Annotated in this window: 13 protein-coding genes; 9 read left to right on the top strand and 4 right to left on the bottom strand. The window is 70.8% G+C overall.

The genetic code is table 11. The features are described from left to right. Positions 1 to 19 precede the first annotated feature (19 nt). The 3 genes from xylB (at position 20) to AB0B64_RS43810 (ending at position 3,288) form a co-directional block, all read left to right on the top strand. Positions 20 to 1,426, top strand: coding sequence for a xylulokinase (gene xylB, locus AB0B64_RS43820; RefSeq protein WP_358186084.1), 1,407 nt, complete (start codon positions 20 to 22; stop codon positions 1,424 to 1,426). Then, complete coding sequence (xylA, locus tag AB0B64_RS43815; RefSeq protein ID WP_357951795.1) at positions 1,423 to 2,580, top strand: xylose isomerase; 1,158 nt, start codon at positions 1,423 to 1,425, stop codon at positions 2,578 to 2,580. Before xylB ends, xylA begins: the two co-directional genes overlap by 4 nt. Before the next feature lie 363 nt (positions 2,581 to 2,943). Continuing rightward, positions 2,944 to 3,288, top strand: coding sequence for an RNA polymerase-binding protein RbpA (locus AB0B64_RS43810; RefSeq protein WP_103962598.1), 345 nt, complete (start codon positions 2,944 to 2,946; stop codon positions 3,286 to 3,288). Positions 3,289 to 3,451: 163 nt separating this feature from the next. Here the strand turns inward: AB0B64_RS43810 and AB0B64_RS43805 are convergent, their stop codons facing one another. From AB0B64_RS43805 to AB0B64_RS43790, 4 genes are all read right to left on the bottom strand, one after another. Next, positions 3,452 to 3,949: an FxsA family protein gene (locus tag AB0B64_RS43805; protein ID WP_358186077.1), complete on the bottom strand. Its 498-nt coding sequence runs from the start codon at positions 3,947 to 3,949 to the stop codon at positions 3,452 to 3,454. Between the two features lie 158 nt (positions 3,950 to 4,107). Continuing rightward, the gene (locus tag AB0B64_RS43800) at positions 4,108 to 4,851 is read right to left on the bottom strand and encodes a polyprenol monophosphomannose synthase (protein ID WP_358186073.1); all 744 of its coding nucleotides are present in this window, start codon (positions 4,849 to 4,851) and stop codon (positions 4,108 to 4,110) included. 6 nt (positions 4,852 to 4,857) lie between these two features. Then, the gene (lnt, locus tag AB0B64_RS43795) at positions 4,858 to 6,357 is read right to left on the bottom strand and encodes an apolipoprotein N-acyltransferase (RefSeq protein WP_358186684.1); all 1,500 of its coding nucleotides are present in this window, start codon (positions 6,355 to 6,357) and stop codon (positions 4,858 to 4,860) included. Positions 6,358 to 7,224: 867 nt separating this feature from the next. Continuing rightward, positions 7,225 to 9,456, bottom strand: coding sequence for an ATP-binding domain-containing protein (locus tag AB0B64_RS43790; protein WP_357951790.1), 2,232 nt, complete (start codon positions 9,454 to 9,456; stop codon positions 7,225 to 7,227). Positions 9,457 to 9,750: 294 nt separating this feature from the next. Between AB0B64_RS43790 and AB0B64_RS43785 the strand changes: the two genes are divergently transcribed. From AB0B64_RS43785 to AB0B64_RS43760, 6 genes are read left to right on the top strand one after another with little or no spacing between them, the layout of a single operon-like run. Further along, positions 9,751 to 10,956: an ROK family transcriptional regulator gene (locus AB0B64_RS43785; RefSeq protein WP_357951789.1), complete on the top strand. Its 1,206-nt coding sequence runs from the start codon at positions 9,751 to 9,753 to the stop codon at positions 10,954 to 10,956. A 43-nt stretch (positions 10,957 to 10,999) separates the two neighbouring features. Beyond that, a complete protein-coding gene (locus AB0B64_RS43780) occupies positions 11,000 to 12,337 on the top strand; it encodes an ABC transporter substrate-binding protein (protein WP_358186068.1) in 1,338 nt (445 codons plus the stop codon). Position 12,338: 1 nt separating this feature from the next. Continuing rightward, the gene (locus AB0B64_RS43775) at positions 12,339 to 13,265 is read left to right on the top strand and encodes a sugar ABC transporter permease (RefSeq protein WP_357951785.1); all 927 of its coding nucleotides are present in this window, start codon (positions 12,339 to 12,341) and stop codon (positions 13,263 to 13,265) included. After that, the gene (locus tag AB0B64_RS43770) at positions 13,262 to 14,152 is read left to right on the top strand and encodes a carbohydrate ABC transporter permease (RefSeq protein ID WP_357951784.1); all 891 of its coding nucleotides are present in this window, start codon (positions 13,262 to 13,264) and stop codon (positions 14,150 to 14,152) included. The genes AB0B64_RS43775 and AB0B64_RS43770 overlap by 4 nt, the downstream gene beginning before the upstream one ends. Beyond that, positions 14,149 to 15,420, top strand: coding sequence for a 6-phospho-beta-glucosidase (locus AB0B64_RS43765; protein WP_357951782.1), 1,272 nt, complete (start codon positions 14,149 to 14,151; stop codon positions 15,418 to 15,420). The genes AB0B64_RS43770 and AB0B64_RS43765 overlap by 4 nt, the downstream gene beginning before the upstream one ends. Beyond that, positions 15,420 to 16,514 carry a BadF/BadG/BcrA/BcrD ATPase family protein gene (locus tag AB0B64_RS43760; RefSeq protein WP_357951780.1) on the top strand — a complete coding sequence of 365 codons (1,095 nt, stop codon included), beginning with the start codon at positions 15,420 to 15,422 and terminating at the stop codon, positions 16,512 to 16,514. The genes AB0B64_RS43765 and AB0B64_RS43760 overlap by 1 nt, the downstream gene beginning before the upstream one ends. Positions 16,515 to 16,539 lie beyond the last annotated feature (25 nt).

The following is a 16,539-nucleotide window of genomic DNA, read 5'->3' as shown; positions in this document are numbered from 1 at the left end:
TGACTAATATGGAGTCCTGGTGACAGAGGCACTGGTGGCCGGGGTCGACTCCTCGACTCAGTCGACGAAGATCGTGCTGTGCCGGGCCGGTGACGGCACAGTGGTCGACGAGTTCGCGGCCCCGCATCCCGACGGCACGGAGTGCCATCCCCACCATTGGGAGAGCGCGCTCGACAAGGGGCGGCACCTGCTGGAGCGGGCCGCGGCAGTCGCGGTGGCGGCCCAGCAGCACGGCATGGTCGCGCTCGACGGTTCCGGCGAGGTGGTGCGGCCCGCCCTGCTGTGGAACGACACGCGGTCGGCGCCGCAGGCCACCCGCCTGACCGCCGAGCTGGGCGGCCCGGCCCGGTGGGCCGAGCTGACCGGCAGCGTGCCCGTGGCCTCGTTCACGGTCACCAAGCTCCGCTGGCTGGCCGAGCACGAGCCGGAGTCGGCCGCCCGCACCGCGGCCGTGCTGCTGCCCCACGACTGGCTGACCTGGCGGCTGGGCGAGCGCCGGGCCTTCACGACCGACCGGGGCGACGCCTCGGGCACTGGATACTGGTCCCCGGCGACGGGAGAGTATCTGCCCGAGTTCGTGTCGGCCGCGATCGGTCACGAGGTCGAGCTGCCCCGTGTGGCCGCGCCGAACGAGATCGTCGGGCACCTGCCGGGCGGCGCCGCGATCGGGCCCGGCACCGGCGACAACATGGGCGCGGCGCTCGGGCTCGGGCTGCGGCCCGGCGACGTCGCGGTGTCCATCGGGACCTCGGGCACGGTGTTCGCGGTGAGCGAGGTGCCCGCCGCCGACGAGTCGGGGATGGTCGCCGGTTTCGCGGACGCGACCGGGCGCTTCATGCCGCTGCTGGCCACGCTCAACGCGGCCAGGATCCTCTCCTCGGCGGCCTCGATGATCGGCTGCTCGCTGGCGGAGCTGTCGGAGCTGGCGCTGGCCGCCCCGCCGGGCGCCGGCGGCCTCACGCTGCTGCCCTATCTCGACGGCGAGCGCACCCCGAACCGGCCGGACGCCTCGGGCACGCTCACCGGCCTGACCACCCGCAACGCCACGCGCGAGAACCTGGCGCGGGCGGCGGTCGAGGGGCTGCTGTCCTCCCTCGCCGACGCCATCGACCACCTGACCGCGCAGGGCGTACGACCGCGCCGCGTGCTGCTGATCGGCGGCGGCGCGAAGTCCGAGGCGGTGCGCCACATCGCCCCCCAGATCTTCGGCAAGCCCGTCGCCGTCCCCGAGCCGGCCGAATACGTGGCGCTCGGCGCGGCCCGCCAGGCCGCCTGGGCGCTGGCCGGCACGCCCGAGCCGCCCGTCTGGACGGCCCAGCCGGTCCAGGAGTACGACGGGCCGCCCACTCCCCATGTCCGTGACCAGTACGCCGAGCTGCGCGACCGTACGGCCGGCTGGCAGCACCACCGAGAGGATCGATCATGAGCGTAGACCCCTACACGCCCACCCCCGAGGACCGCTTCTCCTTCGGCATCTGGACCGTCGGCTGGGCGGGAGTCGATGTGTTCGGACCGGCGACCAGGGCGCCCATGCCCGCCGACCGGGCCGTGCGCAAGCTCGCCGAGATCGGCGCGTACGGGGTGAACTTCCACGACAACGACGTGTTCGACTTCGACGGCCATGACCGCGACGAGCGGGTCGGCGCGTTCCGCAAGGCGCTGGAGGAGACCGGCCTGGTGGTCACCACGGCGACCACCAACCTGTTCTCGCACCCGATCTTCAAGGACGGGGCCTTCACCTCCAACGACCGCGACGTGCGCCGGTTCGCGCTGCGCAAGGTGATGGACAACATCGACCTGGCCGCCGAGCTGGGCGCGCAGGTGTACGTGTGCTGGGGAGGCAGGGAAGGCGCGGAGAGCGGCGCGGCCAAGGACGTCCAGGCGGCGCTCGACCGCTACAAGGAGGCCTTCGACGTGCTCGGCTCGTACGTGCTGGACCACAACTACGACCTCAAGTTCGCGATCGAGCCCAAGCCCAACGAGCCGAGGGGCGACATCCTGCTGCCCACCATCGGCCACGCGCTGGCGTTCATCAACGAGCTGGAGCACCCGGAGCTGGTCGGGCTCAACCCCGAGGTGGGCCACGAGGAGATGGCCGGGCTCAACTACGCGCACGGCATCGCGCAGGCGCTGTGGCACGGCAAGCTGTTCCACATCGACCTGAACGGGCAGAACGGCCCGCGCTACGACCAGGACTTCCGCTTCGGCGCCGGCAACGCCCGGGGCGCCTTCTGGACCGTTGATGTCCTGGAGTCCAACGGCTTCTCCGGCCCGATCCACTTCGACTTCAAGCCGCCGCGTACCGAGGACGACGAGGGCGTGTGGGTGTCGGCGGCGGCGTGCATGCGCAACTACCTGATCCTGCGGGAGAAGGTGCGGGCCTTCCGCGCCGACCCCGAGGTGCGGGAGGCGCTGGCGGCGGCCCGGCTCGACGAGCTGGCCGTGCCGACCCTCGCCGACGGGGAGAGCTGGCGCGACGTGCGCTCCTTCACCCCCGACATCGACGCGCTCGCCGCCCGCGGCGCCGCGTTCGAGCACCTGGACCAGCTCGCCATCGAGCACTTGTACGGCGTGCGCTAGACCCGCTGTCCCCCGCCGGTGGGCGCTCGTCCCCGGCGGGGCGGTCTTGTGGGCCCGCGTCCCTTGGCTACCGTCAGGCGCTACCGTCCCGCGACCACCACCCGGCCGATCGTGTCCCGGATTACAGGGAGCGAGCAAAGGGCGCCTTGCGGTCAGACCGATTCGCGAACTGTCTCAGGAACCACCATGGCCCTCACGTGGCCCGGAGCTCCAAAACGCCGACGGAAGCCCGGTTGCGGGCAACTCCTCGGGAAGAGAGCGATTGGATCACCCCGCAGGGGGGAATCCCATCACGGTACCAAGCGTTACACACCGTGGGAGACAGACCCCTCACGATGGGGGCCCTGTAGGAGGCATTTAAACATGGGCGAGCGCGCGCTTCGTGGCACCCGGCTCGGGGCAACCAGCTACGAGAACGACCGTAACACGGATCTGGCCCCGCGCCAGGACGTGTCCTACACCTGTCCCAAGGGCCATCGCTTCGAGGTTCCGCTTGCCGCCGAGGCCGAGATTCCCGCGACCTGGGAGTGCCGCATGTGCGGCGCTACCGCGGTTCGGGTCGACGGCGAGCAGCCGGAGTCGAAGAAGACGAAGCCCCCGCGGACGCACTGGGACATGCTCCTGGAGCGACGGTCCATCGAGGACCTGGAAGAGGTGCTCAACGAGAGGCTGGCGGTCCTGCGGGCCCAGCGTCGAAAGAGCGCCTGACACCTTCTCACGGTGAAAGCCCCCGGACACCTTGTCCGGGGGCTTCGCATTGCTCAGGGCCGGTCTCGTTTGCTCAGGGCCCGTCTCGTTTGCTCACGGCCCGTCTCGCGGCCAGTAGGGCTCGCCGGTCAGCAAGCCTTACCGGCCGTAGGGCGGCTCGCGGTCAGGACGGCTCGCGGTCTTCTCTGATCACTTCGCCGTGCACCACACCGGCGCCGCGCGCGTTGACGTGTCCGTCGACGGGCCCGCCGCCCGGCGCCGAGAAGAGGTGCGCGTACGGCGAGGCCGCCGCCATCTTCTTGACCCGGCGGTCGAAGAACCAGGACACCAGGCGCCGCATCGCCGGCCGCGTGACCGGCAGCACGCACAGGAACCCGAGGATGTCGCTCAGGAACCCCGGCGTCAGCAGCAGCGCGCCGCCCACCAGGATCAGGCCGCCGTCGGCGAGCTCCTTGTCGGGCATCCGGCCGGACTGCAGCGCGTCCTGCAGCGCCCGCCACGCCCTGCGCCCCTCACGCCGTACCAGCCACGCGCCCAGCAGGCTGTCGGCGATGAGCAGGGCCACGGTCGTCCAGCCGCCGATCACCGAGCCGACCTGGATCAGCAGCCAGATCTCCAGCACCGGGACGATCAGGAAGGCCAGGAAAAGCAGGAGCCGCATCGTCTTCCCCAATCCGCGCCCGCGACGTATCTACGCGACGTATCTGAAGGCGTACCCAAAGGACCGCGCACACGACGTACCTAAAAGACCGTGTACACAATGACAACGCCCGGCGCGCCCTAACCGTTCCGCCGCTACCTGAGGGTGGCCACAGGTTCTCAGCCGCGCTTGCCGCGCAGCCGGGCGGGCAGGCCGGACAGCCCCCAGACGGCGATGCGCCAGAACGACTCGGCCATGACGCGGCTGCTCATCTTGCTCGTGCCGACGGTCCGCTCCACGAAAGTGATCGGCACCTCGACCACCCGCAGGCCGTGCCTGGTCGTCCGCAGGGTGAGGTCGACCTGGAAGCAGTAGCCCTGCGACTCGACGTCGGCCAGCCCGATCTTCTCCAGCGTCGCGGCGCGATAGACGCGGAACCCGGCGGTCGCGTCGCGCACGGACATGCCGAGCATGAGCCGCGTGTAGATGTTGGCGCCCCTGGACAGGAGCTCGCGGGAGACGGGCCAGTTGACCACCTTGCCGCCGGGCACCCAGCGCGACCCGATCGACAGGTCGGCGCCGTCGGAGACCGCCTCCAGCAGCTTGTGCAGCTCCTCGGGCTGGTGGGAGCCGTCGGCGTCCATCTCCACCAGCACGTTGTAGCCCTCGTCGAGGCCCCAGCGGAACGCGGCGATGTAGGCGGCGCCCAGCCCTTCCTTGCCCGCCCGGTGCAGGACGTGGACGTGGTCGTCCTTGTCGGCCAGCTTGTCGGCGATCTCACCGGTGCCGTCGGGGCTGTTGTCATCGACCACCAGCACGTGGGCGGCCGGCAGGGCGGTGCGCACCCGCTCGGTGATCAGCGGCAGGTTGTCGCGCTCGTTGTAGGTCGGTATGACGATGAGTATCCGGCCAAGAGTCTCCATGATCAGTCATTCCTCACCGGTCGCCTTGCGCCTGACACGCCACGCGGCGACCCCGGCGGCCGCCACTCCCATCAACGCCAGCGCCCACTCTGGCAACGCGCCGATCTGGGTCGCGACCGTCGCCTGGGTGCGCACGGGCACCTTCACCACGTTCATGTCCGCCACGAGCTCGCGGGTCTGCCAGGAGACCTTACCGTCAGGTGTGACGTACGCCGAGATGCCGGTGGTGGCCGCCGTCACGACCGCCCTGTTGTGCTCGACGGCCCGCAGCTTCGACATGGCCAGCTGCTGCGGCGGCAGGTTGGACTCGGCGTAGGTGGCGTTGTTGGTCTGCACCACCAGCGGCGTGGCCCCCGTCTTGACGGTCCCGCGCACGGTGCCGTCGTAGGCCACCTCGTAACAGTTGACCGCGCCGATCGTCACCGGCCCCATCTTCAGGTCGCCCGGCTTGGTGCCCGGGACCGACTGCCTGCCCACCAGACCGGCCCGCTCCCACAGGGCCAGCACGAGCTCCTTGAAGGGTGTGTACTCGCCGAACGGCACCAGTTGCTGCTTGTCGTAGTAGGCGCCGGGTCCGGTCACCGGGTCCCAGACCAGGCTGCGGGTCGCGCGGTTCTCCTCGCCGATCGCCACGACCGCGCCGACCAGCGTGGGCACCCCGACGTCCTTCACGGAGTCGTCGATGATCTGGCGGGCGGTCGCGTCGCGGTAGGGATCGATGTCGGTGGAGTTCTCGGGGAGGACCACGATGTCGGGCTTGGCGAGTTTCCCGTCTCGTACGGCCTGCGCCAGCTTTTTGGTCTCGTTGGCATGATTTTTCAGGACAACGGCGGGTTCGTCGCCCATGACGTACATACCGCGGCCCGGCACGTTGCCCTGCACGATGCCGATGTTGACCGTCCGCCCCTCATCGCCCGGCCTCGGCACGGCCAGGGTCAGCAGGGGCACGACCAGAGCGAGCGAGAGCGGGACGAGCCGCCCGGTGACACGCCGGGCGTCCGGAGGCCGCCGCAGCAGCGTGTAGGCGAGCAGGGCCCCGCACAGCGCGACGGCGAACGACACGAGCGGCGCCCCGCCCAGCGCGGCGTACTCGGTGAACAGCGACTCGCCCTGGCTGAACGCCAGCCGCGCCCAGGGGAAGCCACCGATGGGGAACAGCCCGCGCGCCCACTCCATGGCCACCCAGAGCCCGCCGAACCACAGCGGCCACAACCGCAAGCGGAACACCAGCGCGGCCAGGGCGGCCATCACGGCGTAGAACAGGCCCTCGACGCCGACCAGCATCAGCCAGACGTCGTCGCCGATCGTGCGCACCCAGGCCAGGGTGGGGAACAGGAACACGGCGGCGGCCAGATAGCCGAGCCAGGCGGCGCGCCGGGGGCGCACGCGGTAGAGGGCGGCGACGATCAGCGCGACGCCGAGCGGCGCGGCCGGCCACCAGTCGATGGGCGGAAAGGCGAGGAACAGCAGTCCCCCACCGGCCACAGCGGCGGCCACCCGGGCCATGAGCACCCGCCCGGACTCCCGAACCCCACGCCCTACGGGAACGGACCCACCGGGGACGGAAGCGGACGTATCGGGGACGGAAGCGGACCCACCGGGGACGGAAGCGGACGTACCAGACGGAGACGCGGACCCGTCCGAGGCCGGCACGGGCGTGCCGGACGGAGACGCGGGCGGAACGGGCGGGCCGGATTCGGGCGTGGTCGAGTCAGGGGTGTGCGGGGTTCCGCCGCCAGTGGGCGGTGGGCCCGTCTTGTCCTGCACCACGCGGGATTCTCCTCGCCGTTCGCACGCCTGCTTGCGAAAACGCTACCGCCCCCGGGCAGCGATTCGGCCCTCGCGGCACCCGGTGATCCGCAAATAGGGGTCCCAGGCGCTGGACGACCCAGGATAGGGGTCGGCGAGAACGGCGAGGAGCGGCTGCGAAAGGAGCGGCGGCGAAAGGAGCGGCGGCGAAAGGAGCGGCAGGGTGATCCCGTGACCTGACGGGACCACCCGGCGCTGATGGCGATCCTGCGCACGAGAGGGAAGAGGGCCCGGAAACCCTTCGGACCGGACCCGTCTCGTCGGCGGCGAGCGCGGAATTCCGTTGTCTACTGGGCTCCCGGGCCCGTCCCGGGTCCAACCCCCCGCCCGGTTGGGGTGCCCCGACTCGACGGACCGACGGCCCTGCACCTGGCTGTGTGGACGGAGTCACGCTCCGTCACGGACGCAGGATCCGACGATGTCAGAGACGGCCAACCGGCCAAGTCCCGTGCTGGACTGCGCAGCAAACTACCGACTCCACCTCAGATGTCAACCGTGTCCCGATCAGCAGAAACATCAAGTTTCCGCAGGTAGGACATGCTTGCGTTGTCGCATTAAAGCGATCTAATGCCCATTTGTCGGCCCGGACGCGCGGCTTGGCAAGCCGCCCAGCGCCCCCGAAAGGAGGGCTGACAGCGGCCGCTCGTGGACGACGCCGAGCCGCTGGGTGGCCCGGGTGAGAGCGACATATAGGTCACTCAGGCCGCGCGGCGACTGCGAGGCTATCAGGTCCGGCTCGGCCACGATGACCGAATCGAACTCCAGCCCCTTCGCATCGGTCACACCGAGCACGGCCACGGGGGCGTCGAGCGCCGCGGTGCCCCGGGTGGCGCGGGAGGAGACCACGGCGGCCCCCTCCACCGTGTCGGAGATCACCTTGCCGAGCTCGCCGAGCAGCGTGTCGGGGACCACCACGGCGACCTTGCCGCCCTCCCCGACCTCGGCCTTGACCAGCTCCGGCAACTGCGACAGCGGCGCCGACCAGGGCTCGGCGCCGCTGTCGCGGACCGAGGCGGGCGCCTCGAGCGCCGGGTCGATGGTGGCCAGCACGCGGGCGGCGACCTCCATGAGCTCCACCGGCGTGCGGTAGTTGACGGTGAGCCGCTCCTGGCGCCAGCGACCCGCCACGTAGGGATCGAGCACCTGGTTCCACGAGCGGGCCCCGGCCATCGATCCGGTCTGCGCGATGTCGCCGACGATCGTCATCGACCGGGTGGGCACCCGCCGCATGATCACCCGCCAGGCCATGGCCGACAGCTCCTGCGCCTCGTCCACGATCACGTGACCGTAGGCCCAGGCGCGGTCGGCGGCGGCCCGCTCGGCGGTGGTGAGGTAGGGCCCCTCGCCCCGCTGGCGTTCGGCCAGGCGCTCGGCCTCCATGACGTCGGACAGGCCCGTCAGTTCGAGCACCTCGCGGGCGTAGGCGAGCTCGGCCTCGCGCTCGTGCTCGGCCGCCTGCCGGGCCGCGGCGAGCTCCTCCTCGGCCTGCAGGGCGCTGGCGCGCAGCACCTGCTCGTCGATCTCGCCGAGCAGTTCGGCCGCCTCGTCGAGCAGCGGCACGTCGGACTCGGTCCACTCCCCTCCCTCACGCCGCAGCAGCGCGCGCTCCTGCGGGGTCAGGGCCGCGGCCGCGTAGTCGAGCCGCTCCGGCGCGCCGTACAGGCCGAGGAGCAGGCGCTGCGGGGTCAGGTACGGCCAGAGCCTGTTCAGGGCGGTCTTGACCGGCTGTTCGGTGCGCAGCTCCTCACGCAGGTCGGCCAGCTCGTCGTCGTCGATGAGGCCCTTGCCGAGCTTCTTGGCCGCCTGCCTGGCCAGGGCGTTGAGCAGCGACCTGACGAACACCGCGCGCGCCTGGTTGTGCGCCCGGCGCGAGCGGGTGGCCTTGTTCTTGGCCGATTCGAGCATGTTGCGGTCGATGGTGAGGGTGTAGCGGCCCAGGTTCAGCTCGACGGGCTTGCGGGGCACCCGCTGCCGGTCGCGTACGGCCCGCTCGATCACCTCGGCCATGCGGAGGTCGCCCTTGATCGCGGCCACCTCCGGCCGGTCCCTGGCGGTGGCCGTCAGGCCGGGATAGAGCTCGCCGACCGTCGACAGCAGCACGTCGGTCTCGCCCAGCGAGGGCAGCACCTGCTCGATGTAGCGCAGGAAGGTGAGGTTGGGGCCGAGGATCAGCACCCCGCGACGCTCAAGGCGCTCCCTGTGGGTGTAGAGGAGGTACGCGGCGCGGTGCAGGGCCACGACGGTCTTACCGGTGCCAGGACCGCCCTGGACGACCAGCACGCCGTTGAGGTCGGCGCGGATGACGCGGTCCTGCTCGGCCTGGATGGTGGCGACGATGTCGCGCATCCGGCCGGTGCGCCGCTCGTCGAGGGCGGCCAGCAGCGCGGCCTCGCCGTTGAGCGTGGCGCGGTCCTCGTCGGTCAGCGTGTCGAAGTCGAGCAGGTCGTCGTCGACGCCGATGACCGCGCGGCCCTTCGTCTGCAGGTGCCGCCTCCTGGTGAGGCCCATGGGCGCGGCCGGGGTGGCGCGGTAGAACGGCTGGGCCACGGGCGCGCGCCAGTCGATGAGCAACCGCTCCTGCTCGTCGTCGGTGATGCCGAGCTTGCCGATGTAGAGCCTGCCCTCGTCGACGTGATCGAGCCGGCCGAACACCAGCCCGCGCTCCACCGCCCAGAGCCGGGCCAGCCGGGCGGCGTACATGCCGGCGAACGTGTCGCGCTCCGACCTGTTCTGCTGCGTACCGACGGCGCCGGCGCCGAGCACCTCCTTCAGCTGGCTCTGGGTGCGTTCACGCAACGCGTCGAGGCGGGCATAGAGGCGGGCGACATACTCCTGCTCCCTTGCGAGCTCTGTTTGACGAGTTGCCGCCTGACCATTATTGTTGTTAATGGGACACTCCGGGCCATTCTGCTTGTTGTTACAACAAACGACGACATTAGCATGCCTGTTGAGGCACTCCCATCTTCCCGCGCGACATCCCGGCCCGCATCCGGTCACGGCTTGGTTTCACCCCTTGACCGAAACCCTCCGGGCCTCTTAGGTTCGCATCAAGTTAGGAAAGTTTCCTAACTTCGGGTCAAGGGGTGAAAGTTGAGCGGTCCGGTACCAGGTACTCCCAGTCTGCTCCGCGCCATCAATGATCGCGCGGCGTTGCAGGCCCTCCTGGAGCGCGGCCCGCTGACCCGCCCCGAGATCGGCACCCTGACCGGCCTGTCGAAGCCGACGGCCTCGCAACTGCTGTCCCGTCTCCAGGAGGCGGGTCTGGTGGTGCTCGACGGCATCAGGGAGGGGCTGCCCGGCCGTACCGCGGAGGTCTACCGGATCAACCCGGCGGCGGCCTACGTGGGCGCGCTGGACGTCACCCCCGCCCGGATCGAGGCCAGGGTCGCCGACATCACCGGCACGACCGTGGGCTCGTACACGCTGCCCACCCCGCGCCGGCCGGGCGGCGAGCTGGTCGCCAGGCTGCGCGCGGCCCTCGACGGCGCGGGCTCCCCCGGCCCGCTGCGGCGGGTGGTGATCGGCGTGCAGGCGGCGATCGACCCGTCCACCGGCCGGCTCGGCTACGCCACCGCCAAGGACATGCCGGGCTGGCAGATCGGCGACCTGGTGCCGACACTCGCCAAGGGACTCGGCGTGCCGGTGTCGGTGGAGAACAACGTCAACCTGGTCGCGCTGGCCGAGATGGCGCACGGGGCCGCGCGCGGCGACTCCGACTTCGTGCTGCTGTGGGCCGACGAGGGCATCGGCTCGGCCATCGTGCTGGGCGGGCGGATGCACCGGGGCGCCACCGGCGGCGCGGGCGAGGTCGGCTACATGCCGACCCCGGGCGCGCCGACGGCCCGCGAGGCGGGACGCTACGCCAACCACGGCTACCAGGCGCTCACCGGCGGCCCGGCCGTGCTGAAGCTGCTGCGCTCGTACGGCGTGCGCGGCACGGACTTCCGCCAGGCCATCGCGAACGCGGTGCGCGCGGCGGACGACCACCAGACGGGCCAGAAGGCCGACGACGCGAGGGCGGGGCTGCGCGACATCGCCGCGCGGCTGGCGGTGGGCCTGGCCGCCATCACCTCCGTCATCGATCCCGGGCTCATCGTGCTGACCGGCGGCGTGGTGCTGTCGGGCGGCGAACCCCTGCGCGAGCTGGTCGAGCACGAGCTGCACGCGCTGACCATCCCGCGGCCCCGGCTGCGCCTGTCGTCCGTCGAAGGCAACCCCGTCCTCGCCGGCGCGCTCGACCTCGCCCTCGACCTCGTCCGCGACGAGGTCTTCGGCTCTACGGTCCCAACCCCCTGAGCTCCACAACCCACATGAGTAACGTCATGAGGAGGCACCCCCCGTGCGCTTCGTCCCCTTGGCGGCCGCAGGGCTCGCCGTCCTGACTCTGGCCGCGTGTACCGCGGGCAAAGAGGGCGGTCCTGCTCTCGGCTCCCAGTCCAAGCCCAGCGGCACAGCGCCGACCGCGCTGCCGGCCGCCTCCATCGAGCTGTGGCACGGGTTCTCGGCGGACTCGGAGGTGAAGGCGTTCACCGACGCCATCGCCGGGTTCAACGAGAAATACCCGCAGATCAAGGTCAAGCTGGTCAAGGGCGTACAGGACGAGCAGATCACCCAGGCCGTACGCGGTGGCCGCCCGCCGGACGTGGCCTCGTCCTTCACCACCGACTCGGTGGCGACCTGGTGCAAGAGCGGCGTCTTCCAGGACCTCAACCCGGTGATCAAGCAGGACGGCGTCGACCTGTCGGGCCTGCCGCCGGTCGTGAACGACTACACCCAGTACGAGGGCAAGCGGTGCGTGATGCCGCTGCTGACCGACGCGTACGGCCTCTACTACAACAAGGCCCTGATGAAGGGCAAGCAGCCGCCCAAGACGCTGTCGGAGCTGACCAAGCTGGCCAAGGAGCTCACGGTCCGCAACCCCGACGGCACCATCAAGGTCGCCGGGTTCATCCCGAGCGGCCAGTACTACGAGAACACCGCGGGTCACTGGGGCGCGATGGTCGGCGCCAAGTGGACCAACCCCGACGGCACCTCGGCGATCGGCTCCGACCCCGCCTGGAAGACGCTGCTGAACTGGCAGAAGGAGCTCGTCGACTGGTACGGCTACGCCAACCTGGACAAGTTCCGCAAGAGCCTGGGCGACGAGTTCTCCGGCAAGCATCCCTTCTACCAGGGCAAGGTCGCCATGGGCATCGACGGCGAGTGGCGGGTGGCCATGATCGCCAACGAGGCGCCGAAGCTCGACTACGGCACCGCCCCCATGCCGGTCGACGACGCCAAGCCCGACCTGTACGGCAGCGGCTTCACCGCGGGCACCGTGATCGGCGTGCCGAAGGGCGCCAAGAACCCCGAGGCCGCCTGGGCTCTGGTGAAGTACCTGACCACCGACACCGGCGCGCTGGTCACGCTGGCCAACGCGATCCGCAACGTGCCGACCACCAAGGCCGCGCTGGAGTCGCCCGAGCTGAAGAAGGACGAGCACTTCCAGACCTTCCTCGACATCTTCGCCAACCCGAAGACGAGCACGATCCCGGCGCACGTCAACAGCGTGTTCAACCAGGAGGCGCTGCAGGGGTTCATCACCTCGTGGGAGAAGGGCTCGGTCAAGGACCTGGACGCGGGGCTGAAGGGCGTGGACAAGACCATCGACGCCAAGTTCAAGCTGTCGGGCGGCTGAGGTGGCGGGCGTACCGCTCAGGCGCCGGGAGGGGTTCCGTGCCCTGCTGTGGCTGTCGCCGTGGCTGGTGGGGTTCGGGGTGTTCTTCGCCTATCCGCTGCTGGCGACCGTCTACTTCTCCTTCTTCAACTACGACCTGTTCTCGCTGAAGTTCAACGGCCTGGCCAACTACCGCTACTTCCTGCAGGACGAGCGGGCCTGGATCTCGATCGGGAACACGGCCTGGCTGGTGGTCGTCATGGTGCCCGCCCAGGTGCTGTTCGCCCTGGGCGTGGCGCAGCTGGTGACGAAGCTGAAGGCGGGCGTGGGGTTCTTCCGCACGGTGTTCTATCTGCCGTCGCTGGTGCCGGTGACGGCGGGGACGGTGGCGTTCGTCTTCCTGCTGAACCCGGCCACCGGCCCGGTCAACCGGATCCTCGCGCTGGTGGGGATCTCCGGGCCCGACTGGTTCGGCGACAAGGACTGGTCGAAGCCGGGGCTGACGTTGCTGGCCATGTGGGGCGTCGGCAACGTCATGGTGATCTTCCTTGCGGCGCTGCTGGACGTGCCCAAGCACCTGTACGAGGCGGCGGCCATCGACGGGGCCGGGGCGTGGCGGCAGTTCCGCAGCATCACGCTGCCGACGATTCGTCCCGTGCTGATGTTCTCGGCGGTGACCGGGGTCATCTACACGCTGCAGTACTTCACCCAGGCGATGATCGCCTCCCGGGTCGCGGCCGGCGTGACCGACGCGCCGGGCACCTCGTTCGTGCCCGGCTATCCGGAGATGTCGACGCTGACGCTGCCGCAGTGGCTGTTCCAGACGGGTTTCCGCGACTACGCGATGGGCTACGCCTGTGTGCTGGCGCTGGTGCTGTTCGCGGCGTCGATGGTGTTCACGCTGATCCTGCTGCGCCAGTTCCGCGGGTTCGAGGAGGTGGCCGAATGACCGCCACGCTGGTGGCGCGCCCCACGCGGGCCGCCGGACGGCGCGCCCGGGAGCGGCGTGGCCGTACCAGGAGGGTGCTGTACTGGATCGCCACGCACGCGGCGGCCGTCGCGCTGGGGATCGCGTTCATCGGGCCGCTGGTCTTCGTCCTGCTGACCGCGGTGATGAGCGACAACCAGACGCTCACCGACGAACTATGGCCGCACAGCTGGAACTGGGGCAACTTCGGCGAGGTGTTCGCCAAGTCGCCGATCCTGCTGTGGCTGCGCAACACGATGATCTACGCGGTGACCGGCACGCTGTTCACGCTGGTGTCGTCGATCCCGGTGGCCTACGCGCTGGCCCGGTTCCGCTTTCCGGGGCGCAGGCTGGCGTTCCTGCTGGTCATCACCATGATGATGCTGCCGCCCCAGGTGGTCGCGGTGCCGATCTACCTGATCTGGGCGCGGCTGGACCTGACCGGGACGCTGCTGCCGCTGATCCTGCCGATGCTGCTCGGCGACGCGTTCTCGATCTTCCTGCTGCGGCAGTTCCTGCTGTCGATCCCGCGCGAGTACACCGACGCGGCGCGGGTGGACGGCTGCACCGACTTCAGGACGCTCATCCGGGTGATCCTGCCGATGGCCCGGCCGGGCATCGCGGCGGTGGCGCTGTTCCAGTTCTTCTACTGCTGGAACGATTACTACGGGCCGCTGCTGTACGCCTCCACCAACCTCGACAGCTGGACCCTGTCGGTGGGGCTGGCCTCGTTCAAGGCGCTGCACAGCGTGCAGTGGAACCTGACCATGGCGGCGACGCTGCTCGTCATGGCACCGGTGATCATCGTGTTCTTCTTCGCCCAGAAGGTCTTCATCGAGGGCGTGACATTGACGGGAGTGAAGGGTTGAAACTGGCCGTGGTGGGGGGCGGCTCGACGTACACGCCCGAGCTGATCGACGGGTTCGCGCGGCTCCGCGACGAACTGCCGGTCTCGGAAATCGCACTCATAGATCCCGATTTATCGCGACTTGAGGTGGTTTCTGGGATGGCGCGCCGCATGCTGGCACATGCCGGGCATCCGGCCCGGGTGCTGGCCACCTCATCCGTCGAGGAGGGCGTGTCGGGGGCCCAGGTCGTCCTGTTCCAGCTGCGTGTGGGCGGGCAGGCGGCGCGCGACGTGGACGAGACGCTGCCGCTGCGCTGCGGCTGCGTGGGGCAGGAGACGACCGGCGCGGGCGGGCTGGCCAAGGCGCTGCGCACGGTGCCGGTCGTGCTGGAGATCGCCGAGAAGGTGCGTACGCACGCGCCGCAGGCATGGATCGTCGACTTCACCAACCCCGTCGGCATCGTCACCCGCGCGCTCCTGGACGCCGGGCACCGGGCGATCGGGCTGTGCAACGTGGCGATCGGCTTCCAGCGCCACGTCGCCGGCCTGCTGGGCGTGCCGCCGTCGCGGATCTCGCTCGGCCACGTGGGGCTCAACCACCTGACCTGGGAACGGGCCGTGTACCTGGACGGCGAGGACGTGCTGCCATCGCTGCTCGCCGAGCACGCGGAGTCGCTGGCCGACGGCCTGGGGCGCCCCGAACTGCTCCGCCGGCTCGGTGTGGTGCCGTCGTACTATTTACGCTATTTCTACGATCATGACGCGGTCGTGGAGGAACAGCGGGCCAAGCCGTCGCGCGCGGCCGAGGTCGCGGCGATGGAGACGAAGCTGCTGGAGATGTACGCCGACCCGTCGGTCGTCGAGAAGCCGGCGCTGCTGGGCGAGCGCGGCGGCGCCTACTACTCCGAGGCGGCGGTCGCACTGATCGCCTCCCTGCTCGGCGACCGTCCCGGCACCCATGTGGTGAACGTCCGCAACCACGGCACCCTGCCCTTCCTGGCCGACGAGACGGTGATCGAGGTGCCCGCGCACGTCACCGCCGACGGGGCCGCGCCGCTGCCGGTGCCGCCGGTCGAGCCGCTGTTCGCGGGGCTGATCGCGCACGTGTCCGCCTACGAGACGCTCGCCCTCGAGGCGGCCCTGCATGGCGGCGCGGACCGGGTACGCGACGCCCTGCTGGCCCATCCCCTGATCGGGCAGGACGCGACCGCCGAGGAGCTGACCGGCCTGCTGCTGGAGGCCAACCACGCCTACCTGCCGTGGACGACTCGCTGTGGCCAGGTGAGGTAGTGGAGCACCGCAGGCTCGTCCTCGCGGTCGACGGCGGCAACAGCAAGACCGACGTGGCGCTGGTCACGGAGGACGGCGATGTGCTGGCCACCGGCCGCGCGGGCCCGTTCGCGCCGCAGAGCGACGGCGTTCCGGCTGCGCTGGACGCGGTGGAGGAGGCGGTACGGCAGGCGCTCGCGCAACTGCCGCCGGACGGCGCCCTCGGCCCGGACGGCTCGCCGGACCCCTCCGCCGCCCCCTCCCCGGACCGTTCCGCTGATCGCTCGCCGGACCCCTCCCCGGCCCACTCTCCCGACCGGCCTGTTGCCGTGGGCCGGTTCGATCATGTGGCGGCCTATCTGGCGGGGGCCGATCTGCCGGTCGAGGAGGAGGCCCTGGCCCGCGAGTTCGCCCACCGGGGCTTCGGCCCGGACATCTCCGTCCGCAACGACACCTTCGCCCTGCTCCGGGCGGGCGCCTCGAACTCCTGGGGCGTGGCCGTGGTGTGCGGTGCGGGCATCAACGCGGTCGGCGTCTCCCCCACCGGCGAGGTGGCCCGCTTCCCCGCCCTCGGGCGCCTCAGCGGCGACTGGGGCGGCGGCCAGGGCGTCGCTGAGGAGGCGCTGTGGCACGCCGCCCGCGCCGAGGACGGTCGCGGTCCGGCGACCGCGCTGGCGGAGCTGTGCACGCGGCACTTCGGCGTGCGCACGGTGGAGGAGCTGATCCTGGAGCTCCATTTCGGCCGCCTGGACGAAGGCCGCCTGCACGAGCTCACGCCGGGCGTCTTCGCCACGGCCGCGGCGGGCGACCCGATCGCCAGATCGCTGGTGGAACGCCAGGCGGAGGAGATCACCGTGCTGGCCGAGGTCTGCCTGCGCCGCCTGGACCTGCTGGAGACGCCCACGGAGGTGGTGCTGGGCGGCGGCATCCTCCGGGCCCGCGACCCGCTCCTCACGGCCCTCCTGGACGCCTCCTTCGCCGCCAGGGCGCCGCGGGCCAAGCTGGTGGTCGCCGACGTCCCGCCGATCGTCGGGGCCGCTCTCAACGGCCTGGAGCACCTGGGGGCGACAGACCTGGCCAAGACCCGCCTGCGCGCCCGCTACGAACAGACCTGACGGGCCCGCGAACCCGCCGCGCCTT

Source organism: Nonomuraea sp. NPDC049129, from assembly GCF_040648495.1.
Lineage (GTDB): Bacteria > Actinomycetota > Actinomycetes > Streptosporangiales > Streptosporangiaceae > Nonomuraea.
The sequence above is the reverse complement of the archived record's forward strand: the minus strand, read 5'-3'. Positions and strand labels throughout refer to the sequence as shown.

What these genes read in the sequence shown, in the direction of transcription:
- xylA (WP_357951795.1), top strand. Translation starts at nt 1,423, where the DNA reads ATGAGCGTAGACCCCTACACGCCCACCCCCGAGGACCGCTTCTCCTTC.
- AB0B64_RS43805 (WP_358186077.1), bottom strand. Translation starts at nt 3,949, where the DNA reads ATGCGGCTCCTGCTTTTCCTGGCCTTCCTGATCGTCCCGGTGCTGGAG.
- lnt (WP_358186684.1), bottom strand. Translation starts at nt 6,357, where the DNA reads ATGGCCCGGGTGGCCGCCGCTGTGGCCGGTGGGGGACTGCTGTTCCTC.
- AB0B64_RS43810 (WP_103962598.1), top strand. Translation starts at nt 2,944, where the DNA reads ATGGGCGAGCGCGCGCTTCGTGGCACCCGGCTCGGGGCAACCAGCTAC.
- AB0B64_RS43770 (WP_357951784.1), top strand. Translation starts at nt 13,262, where the DNA reads ATGACCGCCACGCTGGTGGCGCGCCCCACGCGGGCCGCCGGACGGCGC.
- AB0B64_RS43800 (WP_358186073.1), bottom strand. Translation starts at nt 4,851, where the DNA reads ATGGAGACTCTTGGCCGGATACTCATCGTCATACCGACCTACAACGAG.